Here is a 12,229-nt window from a genome sequence, read left to right as displayed (position 1 = left end):
CGGGGCCGGCCCCCGTCACGGAGCAGGCCGATGAGTGCGCGGTCCGGCAATCACCCTTCGAGTTACTGGGCTGCATTCGAATGGTGGCAGGCCCGCCTGGCCAGTGTGTTCTTCGGCGAGCACCGGAGGGGTACTCCGGTCCTTTTCTTCATCGACAAAGCAGAGCTACTCACCCTCCGGGGGGAAGATGAGGTCGAAGAGCTCGGCACCGCAGTGAGCTCCGCACTCGCCTGGCACGGGAACCCGTACACGCCAGTCGTCGACCGCTGCCGAACCTGGAGGCTTGGGAAGCGCGAGGATCCACCCCCCTGCCTGCCGCTCCTCGCGGCGGCAGTCCTGGCAGCTGCAAACATGCAGCGGAACGAACGGGGAGTCGGGGCTCCCGCGTACTACGCGCGCCTCGCTGAAGTGCTCCAGCCCCCCTGGGGCGGCGATCGGCACCGGAAGCCACTTGAGAACTACTACAGCGCCGTCGTTGACCAGTGGGGCTACCTGGACGAATGGCTCCGGGAGCAGGCCGGGGGGCGTGGTCTCAGCACGATCAAAGAGAACCCCACGCCCCGGAAGATTGGCTACGCCCAGTCCCAGGCGCTGGTCAGGGCCTCCGATCACGCGGCCCTGATCCGGTTTTTCCAGGCATCCCACGTGTCCCCCGGGCAGCCGGCGGACGGCGCGTGGCTGCTGGAGAAGCTCAAGGGGTGGAGCGTCATCAACCCAAAGGGCCTGTCCCAGAGGCTTCGCCAGGCGCTTGATTCCCAGACCGAGGGCCGTCTCCTGGAGCCTTTGCTGGCCACGCTGCTGGAGGGCTGGGACGGAACCGCCGCGCACGGCTGTATCGACGGCGGCCTGCTCCCCGTGTCCTTGCGCGTGGTGCTCGAAGAGGACTTCATGGGGTGGGAGGTGCGCTGGCACGCGGAGGCCGTGGACGGCGTGGACCGCGACTCCCTCCAGCACCCCGGCGGAACGCTGGAACTCGCTTCGGGTGCCTCGGATCAGGCGTACGCGCTCTCAGGGGCGGTACCCGGTGTGGCACAGGCTCTCCAGCACGGGTTCACCGCACGAGGGGCGAAGACGGCCGTGCGGATCGAACGTGGCCGCGATGTCCTGGCCCTGCGCGAAGACCCGGTCGCCGGAGGCTGGACGGATACGGACGTGCTGACCGTCTTCGAGCCCTACACATTCCTGTTCACCAAATCCGGCCAGAGTCGGCTTCAGAGGCTCCTGGCTGATACGGGCCATCGGTGGTACCAGCCTGGAGCCGCCCCGCTTCAGGGCTGGCACATCACTCCCGAGCTGCAGTTCACCGACGAGTCGGTGCTGACAGCCGCTCTGTCACGATCCGGTATTCAGAACATCCGCCATGTCCTGGGCCACCGGCTGAGCCTGCGCAACGGACTGCGCGTGCAAAAGGAATGGAACCACCGTTCGCTGTTCCTGCTGGGCGGGGAGCCCGATGTGATGGTCCCCCAGGAGTTCCGCGAGCCCGGACTGGTCACTCTGGACGGCCAGCCCCTGCTCGTCCCCGCCGACGGCCTGGTGGTGTTGCGCGGTAAAGACCTGGCTCCAGGCCGGCATGTGCTCACCGCCGGCGGCGCGGAGGCTGACTTCTACCTGGAGCAGGGGGCGGAGCCACAGGCAGGCCATCCGGTCGGCTCTGCTTCCGGTACGCCCTCCGGCAGCGTTACCGTCCCGCTGGACGGAGACGCGCGCTTCCTTACGGCGCGAGGACACTTCCTCACTATCCGGCGTCCGCAGGAGCCCGCGTGGTGGAAGGATCGCGCGCCGGTCCTCGGCGGCGGCGGGACAGCACGCGTACCCGTCCCTCCCGAGGCCGTGTGGCTGGTGGTCATTTCCGAGACCGGGGCACCTGCCGTCACGTTGCTGCGGTCACAGGATCCGGACTTCGGAACCCTGAGCCGGGCCGCCAAGGACTTCTGGAGCAAGATCGCTCTGTTCGGCCTGACAGGGGTCCCCCACGCCACCTTGTGGAAGCGCTACAGGGAAGCCGCCCTGAGTCAGTTCCCGCGAGGGGGATTCACGCGTGTTTGAGCCGGACTTCTTCATTTCCTGGATGGCGGAGCAAGGCACCGGATCCCTTCGCACGCTCATCCGTGACGCGTCATGGGCCAGCGGCCACGAGAGGAAGCCCGTCACCCAGTGGCTCAGCCGCATCGAGGCGCTCGGCACCGTCACCATCGACTGGCGCGGCGACCAGTGGCGCACGAACCCCTGCGAGGTCACCGACCTGCCCGGGAACACCCAGACCGCCGTGCTCACCGGCGCCCGGCCCGCCGACCCGGACTTCTACAGGAAGCACGGGGCGGTGGCCATGCCGCAACAGCATGAGCAGTCCGGGATACCGCTGCCAGCGGCCCTGTGGCTGCAGTACACGGAGCCGTCCCACCTCCACGAGTTCGCCGTGGCCGTCAGCGCTACGGTCGTCCCTTGCGCGGCTGAGTCTGCTTCCCGGTCCCTCAGCGCGTTCGCCCCGGGGACGGAGATGGCTCCGCCGGCACCCGACAACGTGGCCGAACTGCTCGATCCCCTCACCGGCCGGTTCCGCCCCGTGGGTCTCCTCGGCCGCAGGCCCGTATCCGGCCTGTACAAGTACAAGCAGTTCGGCCGGATGGACCGCTACGCGCTCCTGTGCGAGCCTCCCCGCCAGGCGGCGCCGGGCCTCCATACCCGCGTCCCTCCCCCGGAACGGACCTGGCATAGCGTCGACCGCAGGGCCGGCATCCACCACGCCCTCCGTCCGTCAGTACTCCCCCTGCGGTGGAAGGCTGATCATCCCGTTCGGGGGCAGGCAGGACGCAATGCTCTGGGACGCCTGACCGCCGATCGCAAGACTTCCCTGCCCTTGGCTCAGGAACGCACAGCCGTCCTGTGCACAGGGCTCGCGAGCCTGCGTACGGCGAACACGGAGCACTACGACGGAGTCCCCTTCTTCATCGCCGAGCGCATCGCCCACACTCTGCACCGCCGCCTGGAGACCGCATGAGCATGCCCCTGTCTGGCCTGGACGCCTTCGCCACGCACAAAGCCCTGGTCGACGCCTACCTGCGCTACTACGACACCGCCTTCCGGCTCCGCGACGACGCCCTCCAGGCCGAGCGCCGGGCCCTGCTCGACCAGCCCGGCGGTGTCTTCGCCGACCCGTTCGTCGAGCTCCGGCCCGAGTACGCCCTCACGGGGCACAGCACTGCCGAGTCGGCCAAGGCCGCCGGCGCCCCCGCCGAACTGGCGGGATTCGCCGAGCGCGGGCTCTTCGAGGAGGGCATGCAGCTCTACACCCACCAGGAACGGGCTCTGGCGAGCACGATGGCCGCCGGGCGGAACGCGGTGATCACTGCGGGCACTGGATCCGGGAAGACCGAAGCGTTCCTCCTGCCCATTCTGGCCGATCTGCTGCGCGAGTCAGTGGATTGGAAGGGGGCCCCCGCCGTACTCAACCGGTGGTGGGAGCGGGCTTCTACGGACTACCGCCCGCAGCGGGAGGGCGAGACCGGGCACGCCCCCGCGGTCCGGGCGATGATCCTCTACCCGATGAACGCACTCGTCGACGACCAGCTCGTCAGGCTCAGGCGCGCCCTGGACAGCGACATGGTCCGCGAGTGGCTTGAAGAGCACCGGCAGGGCCACCGCTTCTACTTCGGGCGCTTCACCGGCAGCACCCCCGTCACCGGAGGCCCGGACCAGCGCTTCGCCGTCGACGAGCTACGCACCTACCTAAAGACCACCGCCGCCCGCAGCGAGCGAGCCCGCAAGGCCGCCGAGGAGAGCGGCAAGGAGGACGTCCGCTACTTCGCCCCCCGCCTGGACGGAGCGGAGATGCGCAGCCGGTGGGACATGTACCACGCGTCCCCCGACATCTTGATCACGAACTACTCCATGCTCAACGTGATGCTCCAGCGCAGCCGCGACGAGGACTTCTTCCGCAGCACCGAACAGTGGCTGGACTCGTACGACGACGCCCGGTTCACCCTGGTGTTGGACGAGCTCCACATGTACCGCGGGACGCAGGGCACCGAGACCGCGTACCTGATCCGCAATCTCGTGCACCGGCTCGGCCTGAGCCGACGTCCCGAGAAGCTCCGCATCCTCGCCGCATCCGCCTCGCTGGACGAGACCCGCGATACGGACCGCCTCTTCCTCCAGGAGTTCTTCGCCGCGGACGAAGGCTCCTTCCACTTCATCCCCGGAGAGGCCGCGCCCCGCGCCCAGGGCCCCGAGAACATCTCCGCGGCGGCCGCCCAGCTGGCGGAGTACTCCCGTACAAAACCCGATCCAGCTGAGGCCGCCCAGATGCTCGCCACGACCCGCGCGGCGGACGCGCTGGCCAGCGCGCTTGGCGCCGGATCGAGCGCGCCCTCCGCCCCGTCGATGGCCGCCGCCTCCCTGGCCAGGAAGCTCTTCCCCGCCAACAGCAGGGAGGAAGCCGACCTGGCCCTGCACGGCACGGCGACCGCCATCCGCGCTGCGGCGGCTGCCGGAGCCAGTAGTCTGCCCCGGATCCGTATCCACCTCTTCTTCCGCAACGTCGCGGGAATGTGGGCCTGCACCGACCGCCAGTGCCCTGAGGTTCCCAACTCGCTCATGCACTCCGAACGATCCGTCGGCAGGATCTACTCCGTCCCGCGCGCGTCCTGCGACTGCGGCGCCCGTGTCCTGGAGCTGCTCTACTGCCAGTCCTGCGGTGAGGCGATGTTCGGCGGCTACGCCCCTCAGAACGCCACCGGAAGCAATCTCTTCAATTCTGTCCTGCTCCCCGACAGCCCCGACCTCTCCCGGGTTCCCGACCAGACGGGCAAGGAGCGCACGGCGGCCAACTACGTCGTCTACTGGCCGTCCACGAAGCCCCAGCGCGCTGACGACGACGCCGAGTGGAGCGCGGACAAGGGCAGTGTCACCTTCGCCTTCCGGCGCAGCGTTTACGATCCGGCCAGCGGGCACCTGCGCAACCGGGAAGCCGGCTTCACCGGCTGGACCTTCCATGTGAGCACTCCTACGGACAAGAAGACCGGCCAGTCCAGGCTCGCCCTCTCCTCCCTCCCGCCCTTCCCCACCCGCAGCCCCTGCTGCGGAGCCGACTGGGAGCGCCGCTACGCCAAGGACCGCACGCGCAGGCCCATCACGGACCCCGTACGGCTGACCTCGCCCGTACGGACGATGAGGACCGGTTTCGAGAAGATCAACCAGGTGCTGTCGGACGAGCTGGCTGAGCAGTTCACCGACCCCGCCGAACGCAAGCTGATCGTCTTCACCGACAGTCGGCAGGACGCCGCGAAGCTCTCTGCGGGCATGGAGCTGCGCCACTACCAGGACCTCGTCCGTCTCCTCGCCCTGGACGAACTCGGAAAGTCCGCCGCCATCGCCGAGGACGTCGCCGCCGTCCGTGATGCGGGAGGAGCACAGTCCCCAGACATTGCCGACGCCATCGAGCGCCTCCGCACGCGGAACAAGAACGATCTGAGTGCCCTGCGTCTGGCACTGATGGACGGCGACGAACACGCCGCAGCCGCGGCGGGAGAACGGCTCTCCTCCCCTCCGACGCTTGACTCCCTGGCCAAGGTGCACGTCAACACGCGCCTGCTCTCCCTGGGAGTCAACCCCGCCGGCCCGAAACCGAGTGTGCAGCGTGTCCAGAACCAGCCCTGGCACGAGCTCTTCGACTGGGAGCAGCAGCCTCCCGCACTCCAGGTGAACACCTCGGACGCGGCGCAGGCCGCCCTCAGCTCTGAAGACGGCCTCCTGGAGAACACCCTCGAAGCGTTGTTCTCCGGCGCTGGCCGCGACATCGAGTCGCTCGGCCTGGGCTCGGTCACCCCTGCGCCAGCCACACCGGACCGCGACGGCCTCGGCCGAGCGAGCCTTCGGATCCTCGCCGAACTCCGCCGCTTCACCAGTCTCCGCGAAGGCAGGGACAAGCCCCCGCCACGGCTCAAGGAATTCTGGGCAGGCGTCGCCGAACGTCAGGGCATGCACCCCGACGACGTACAGGCTGCGGCGGAAGCCGCCTGGGGCAGCGGCACCGTACGCGACTACCTCATCGACCCGAGGAAGACGGCTGTACAGCCCTCTCCTGGCCACTCCTGGACGTGCACCTACTGCGGGCGCCGTCACCTCACGCCGAGCGCCGGAACGTGCACGCGGTGCCGCAGCCAGCTCCCCACCCAGTCAGCGCCCGACGCAAACCCCGAGGCGAGCGACTACTACGCCTGGAAGGCCGCCAGCGGCCGCGCCGCCTTCCGCCTGAACTGCGCCGAGCTGACGGGGCAGACCGATCGCCTCGATGCCCAGTCACGCCAGGCCCGCTTCCAGCAGGTCTTCCTCAACGACCCGCCTGAGGTTCCGCTCGTGCACGGGATCGACCTTCTGTCGGTCACCACCACGATGGAAGCCGGCGTAGACATCGGGCCGCTCTCCGCAGTCCTGATGGCCAACATGCCGCCGAGCCGCTTCAACTACCAGCAGCGGGTCGGACGCGCGGGCCGCCGCTCCTCTCCCGTGGCGGCCGCCCTCACGGTCTGCCGGGGACGCAGCCACGACGAGCACTATTTCGCGAACCCGTCGTCCATCACCAACGACCCCACGCCCCCGCCCTATCTCACCCTCGAGCGTCCGGAGATCCTGGAACGGGCCATGGCCGCCGAGGTTCTGCGCCTCGCGTTCCGCGGCCTTGACACCCATGGCGGCTCGGGCAGCGTGCACGGCGAGTTCGGCAAGGCCAGGGACTGGGCCGCCGCCCTGCCTGACGTACGGGACTGGCTCGACCAGCAGAGCAGCGTTCTGGCCGCGACGGCACAGGCCCTCACCGCGTTCACCCCGCTCCAGTCCGCCGACCTCCTCGGAAGCCAGTGGCGGGAAAAGCTGCTGCGCCGCATCACCGAGGTGGCCGCTATGCCCACGGGCGCCGAGGAGCTCAGCGAGCGGCTGGCGCATGCGGGCGTGCTGCCCATGTTCGGCTTCCCGACCCGCGTCCGGCAGCTCTACCTGGACGTCCCGCAGAAGAGGTTCCCGTGGCCGCCCGGCAACACCATCGACCGTGACATTGCCATGTCCGTCTCACAGTTCGCACCGGGCAGCGAGGTGGTCAAGGACGGCAAGGTTTACACCGTCACCGGCATCACCGATTTCGAGCCCATGCCCAGGGGCGTGAGGCCCGTCGCGGAACCACTGGAACACCCCCGGACCGTGGGCCTGTGCCGCGTTTGCAACCACGTCGAGAAGACGCCGTCCAGCAGCGAGGGCACCTGCCCGACCTGCGAGGCCGACGACTATGACGTCGTTGACCTGCGGGAACCCGCCGGGTTCCGGGCCAGTGCTCCGCGAGACTTCGACGGAGTCTTCGCCTGGACTCCGAACACGGTCTCGTCCCGGGCAGCCGCGAACCTCTTGACCCTCCGCTTCGCCTCCTGGGAGGAAGCACACGTCTACTCCGGACCGGGCGAGCGGTACATCATCAACGACAACAACGGCGACCTGTTCTCATTGCGCCGCGCAGCGGGCCCCTGGGGCGGGTACCTCGCTACAGGAATGAACACCGGCGACCAGCTGCAGGTGGCCCTGGGTGCCGTTCTGCCCACGGACTTCTTCTTCCTCGGCCCGGTTTCCGCTGTCGACGAGGCCCACAGCTACCGCCTCAACCTCACCCCTACTGCCCCCGCCTACGGCGGCGACATCAGCCAGGGCAGGCGGGCCGCCTGGTACTCGCTCGCGTTCCTCCTGCGCAGCGCTGCCGCCCAGTTCCTCGATGTCGGCCGACAGGAACTGCTGGCCGGAATCCACGCCGGACCGCACCCAGACGGCCCTGTCGCCTACGCCTTCCTGGCCGATGCCCTGGAGAACGGCGCGGGCTTCAGCACGCACCTCGGCAGCCCGCAGGTAATCGCCGAGTTCATGCAGGCCGTCCATACCTACCTGGACGCGCTGAGGCAGACCGAGCACGCGGGAATCTGCACCTCCTCGTGCCCCCGCTGCCTGCGCGACTACTCGAACATGGCCTACCACTCCCTACTCGACTGGCGGCTCGCCGGTGACCTGCTGACCGTCCTGTCAGGCGGTCTCGCCAGCACCTCCGCCGACCGTGCCCGCCGGTCCCTGACCGGCCTCCAGAAGATGTTGAAGGGCACCCTCCTCAACGGGGATCTGCCCGGACTGGCCTTCGCCTCGGGCGGGGGCCTGCGCCACGCCGTGGTGGCGAAGCATCCGCTCCACATGTGCGAAATGGACGCGGTGAGCACCGACCTCCAGCCCGCGCTGGATGCCGCGCTTGAGTACACGCAAGACGCGGGTCGGATCGTCGTCGCAGACTGGTTCACTTTGGAGAAGAGCCCCATGCAGATCATCGAGCAGCTCCAGGGACTCTGAACGGTCCAGCTCCGGACATCTTGAACGCAGAGGGACACCTGGCCGCCACCGGGGGCCTGATGACCGAGCTGGAGCCGCGAGGGTGCGTCGCCCTGCTGTGAACCTGAAGCTGCGGCTCGCAGGCCCGCCATGCGTGAGCCATGCGTGAGCGGACGGCGCGGCACGGGCCGTCACAGGATGGATTGCCTGTCGAGCTGTACGTCGCTGACCAGGAAAAAACGAACCGCAAAGCATCGCTCGGCATCACTCGTCACGATCTTGCAGGCCTCGTAATGCGTAGGTCTCGGGTTCGAATCCCGAAGGCGGCTCCGGAAGACCCCAGGACTCACTCGCCGTGACCTGGGGCTTTTCCTTGTCTACGGCCTTTCGGCCGCCCGGTTACCCCTCGCGGAACGCCGTTCACGGACTTCCGGTGGACAGCCGGTGGACAAGCGTGCAGAGTGCGTTCGCGGACAGCGCCGTTCACCGGGCTGAGCCCGCGGTAGTCCGCGTATGGTTTCGGCAGTTTCCAGGCGGGTGCCGTCGCCACGGTCACGTTCCCCGACTGCGCTTTCGGAGACGAGTGCTCCTGCTTACCGCGCCGTCACGACCATCCAGTAGCGGCGGCCCCTCGAGCCGGACGGCACACTGGCTTCCCGGCACACGTCCGCAGGACCGTCCGCCGGGGAGCCTCATGCAGCCGATCCCAGCGGCGTATGTGATGCAGATCACTGGGATGCCTGCGAGTCGTCGGACAAGACAGGGTGTGGATTTTTCTATGCACTCCCGGATCCGGGCAGGCGACGTCGAGGCGTTCAGGGAGATGTTCCAGGAGCACGCCCAGGTGGTGTACCGCCATGCGATGCGGTTGACCGGTGACTGGACGTTGGCCCAGGACATCGTCTCGCTGACGTTTCTCGAGGCGTGGAGGCTTCGGGGAAAGCTGCGTGACGAAGGGGAGACCCCGCGGCCCTGGCTGATGGGCATAGCCACGAATGTCCTGCGCAATACCGCGCGCGCCGGGCGGCGGCAGGACCGTGCTCTGGCCCGTCTACCGGCACGGGAGACCACGTCGGACTTCGCCGACGAGGTGGTGGGCCGAATGGCGGACGCCGAGCAACTTACCGCGGCGCAGGCGGTGCTGGCACGGCTTCGCCGATCGGAACGGGAAGTGTTCACCCTGTGCGTCTGGTCCGGTCTCACCTATACAGAGGCGGCACAGGCCCTGGGCGTTCCCGTGGGGACGGTGCGCTCCCGGCTTGCCCGTGCACGGTCCAGGCTCCGCAAGCTCGCGGACGAGGAGCTGAAGAGGAGACGGGCCGGACGGGGAGAAGTGGAACCGCAGCACGGGACCGGACAAGTACGAGGAGGCCGCACCGAAGCGGCTCGGTCGAACCAGGAGACACACCGATGACCCTCAATCCGTGGCGGCGTCAGGAACCGCTGGACCAGCTGGAGCTCGTACGGCTGCTCCCGCCGCCCGGCGATCCGGTTCTCTCGGACGACCGCCAACGCCTTCTTGAGGAACACCTGATGAGCAATGTCACCGAGGATTCCCGGCGCGCCGGCTCGCGCCGCAGCCTAGCCCTGCGTGTGGCGGTGCCAGTGGCACTGGTCGCCGCCCTGGCCGGAACCGCGCTCGCCGTCAACCGGACCACCGCACACACCGACGCGCCGACCCCGGCAGCCGGGGCCCCCCAGCACATTTCCACCGTCGCCTACACCCTCGACCGCGAGAAGCAGGGGACCGTCACCGTCACCATCCTCAAGGCAGGAGTCGCACAGCCGGACGCACCGCACCTTCAACGCGACCTCGAGCGAATGGGCGTGCCCGCGCGCGTCTACGTGGCCGACCCCTCCTGCCCACCGGAGGACGGGGTCCCGGACAACCCGGTGATCGACGACGCCATACGGAACTCGATCAGGATCTCCCACCGCAACGGAGCGTACTTCGCCACCATCAGCCCCGCCGGGTTCCCCGCTGGAACCCATCTGGAACTCGCTTTCGGAGTGACCGCAGTGAGCTCGGACCCCGACATCGAAATCGGCCTACGCGAGGGCGCCGGCCCCGCCTGTGTCCACGCTTTCACGACCGACCTTCCTCCCATGCCCACTCCCGACACAGCCACCCCCGACCACAGCTGACACCTGCCCCCATCAGGTGGAAGAAGCCGGGCCACCGCTGTGCGCCGACGCCGTCGGATATGGAAGGGCACCGACGGCGTCGGCACGTTCGTCATGGTGAGCGCCGCTCGGTACGCAGAAGCGCGCGGCTCGACGCGGGTGGAGGTCGCCGAGGGCACGTTGGGCTCGGCGACCTCCGTACGGCTGGCTGCCTTGTTGCGGCCCGCTTTCATCGACTCGACACTGTTGCCGGGCAGTCCGAGGCGGGCGACGAGTTCGGCGGTCGGGACGAGGCAGTATTCCTCCCAGGTGACGACACCCGCGATGGCGTGCCGCTCGGCCAGGGCTAGACCGGCCGCGACAACGGCGGCTGGGTCGCGGGTGTCGGCGACCTCGTGGTCGATGACCAGGTCCCTGGAACTGCTGATGGGGGACACCCGCGCCGAAAGACTCATCCGTCGTCTCGCTCGGGATCGCATTCGTTATCGGACGACGTGCAGCCAATCGCCGCTACACCCACGGCTACGGACGAGCCGAAGATCTGGCGGGCACCGTCATCGTGCTGACCATCGCCGCCTCCTCCGCACTGGCCGCTTATGAAGCCGTCAACCGCCTGCCCTGGAAGCCAAGGTCGTGGATGCCGCCGGCTACGGGGTGCCCCAGCACCGCCGCCGGGCGATTGGCATCGCCTACCGGGACCCGGTCACCGTCCGGTTGCCCGAGGCCACTCACACCGGCCTGCCAGTCCGGGCCTGGGATGCCCTGTGTGACCTTGAGGAGGAAGAGATGCCCCCGGCCACGGGTCAGTGGGCCCGACTGCTGCCCTCTATCCCCGAAGGCGGCAACTACCTGTACCTGACGGCGCGTGGTGAGGGCGCGGAACCCTTTGGCTGGCGTACACGCTACTGGTCGTTCCTGCTCAAGCTGGCGAGGGACCGGGCGTCCTGGACCCTGCCGGCTTCTCCAGGTCCCAGCACGGGGCCCTTTCACTGGGACAACCGGCCGTTGTCGGTTCGGGAGCAGATGCGTCTTCAGACCTTCCCGGACGACTGGGTAATAGACCAGCCGTTCCGTGTGGGGCGAAGGCTGGTGGGCAACGCCACGCCGCCGGTGCCGAGGCGTAGGGCACTGAGCGGCGACGTCGCCCAGCCTGCGGGGGCGAGCCCGGCGCTCGTCCGGGCGGCGAGGGTATTGCTCGTTGCACCACAAGCTCTTCGAGAGTTTTCTGGGCGCTGGCCGCAGGCTTTTCTCTCCTGCGTCTCGCAGCGCTTCGTCGGCTGGTCGATTTTGGGCTCACAGGCCGGCCTGCCGCCGGTCGCCAGCCGGATCGCGAGTGGTATCCCCGGCGGGTTTTCCACGGTGATCTCAGCATGCTGGCGGAACGGCCTGTGCTGACTAGGTGACTGGGTGACTGGGTGACTGGTGAATGGGCTGGGCAACGTATGCGTCAGCGATGCGTGAGCGGACGGCGCGGTAGCCGCTGGACCCAGCACCACGCCGACGCGGTCATCAAGCCCCTGACCAGCCCAGACAGGACCCGCCGCCCCCACCCGGCACCCCTCACTACGACCTCACCATCCCTCGTAATGCGTACGTCTCGCGTTCGAATCCCGAAGGCGGCTTCACAGAAGCCCAGCCCAGACACTGTCTGGGCTGGGCTTAGAAGCTGTTGCGCTATCGGGTGTGGTGAGCGTGGGTTCGAGTGTGGTTTCTCGGTCGGGTGATCTCCGGTCGGGGTGCGCATGGAGACAGGGCC

Annotated in this window: 6 protein-coding genes and 1 pseudogene; all 7 read left to right on the top strand. The window is 68.5% G+C overall.

All coding sequences use genetic code 11. The features are described 5' to 3' along the window. Positions 1 to 30: 30 nt before the first annotated feature. Positions 31 to 2,049: a hypothetical protein gene (locus tag ACGFMP_RS35070; protein WP_393677814.1), complete on the top strand. Its 2,019-nt coding sequence runs from the start codon at positions 31 to 33 to the stop codon at positions 2,047 to 2,049. Positions 2,050 to 2,071: 22 nt separating this feature from the next. Next, on the top strand, positions 2,072 to 3,001 hold the full coding sequence (locus ACGFMP_RS35065; RefSeq protein WP_393677812.1) for a hypothetical protein: 930 nt from the start codon (positions 2,072 to 2,074) through the stop codon (positions 2,999 to 3,001). Then, positions 2,998 to 8,370, top strand: a complete 5,373-nt coding sequence (locus ACGFMP_RS35060) for a DEAD/DEAH box helicase (RefSeq protein ID WP_393677810.1) — start codon at positions 2,998 to 3,000, stop codon at positions 8,368 to 8,370. The genes ACGFMP_RS35065 and ACGFMP_RS35060 overlap by 4 nt, the downstream gene beginning before the upstream one ends. A gap of 757 nt (positions 8,371 to 9,127) precedes the next feature. Beyond that, complete coding sequence (locus ACGFMP_RS35055) at positions 9,128 to 9,763, top strand: RNA polymerase sigma factor (protein ID WP_393677809.1); 636 nt, start codon at positions 9,128 to 9,130, stop codon at positions 9,761 to 9,763. After that, complete coding sequence (locus ACGFMP_RS35050) at positions 9,760 to 10,494, top strand: hypothetical protein (RefSeq protein WP_393677808.1); 735 nt, start codon at positions 9,760 to 9,762, stop codon at positions 10,492 to 10,494. The genes ACGFMP_RS35055 and ACGFMP_RS35050 overlap by 4 nt, the downstream gene beginning before the upstream one ends. Positions 10,495 to 10,927: 433 nt before the next feature. Then, positions 10,928 to 11,089 (top strand): annotated as a pseudogene (locus ACGFMP_RS35045) (cation transporter); the annotation flags it as partial. Between the two features lie 17 nt (positions 11,090 to 11,106). Next, complete coding sequence (locus tag ACGFMP_RS35040; protein WP_393677807.1) at positions 11,107 to 11,868, top strand: DNA cytosine methyltransferase; 762 nt, start codon at positions 11,107 to 11,109, stop codon at positions 11,866 to 11,868. Positions 11,869 to 12,229: the final 361 nt, after the last annotated feature.

This window comes from Streptomyces sp. NPDC049040, assembly GCF_043197715.1.
Taxonomy (GTDB): Bacteria; Actinomycetota; Actinomycetes; order Streptomycetales; family Streptomycetaceae; genus Actinacidiphila.
Note: the sequence above shows the minus strand (reverse complement) of the source record. Positions and strands in the feature narration are given on the sequence as shown.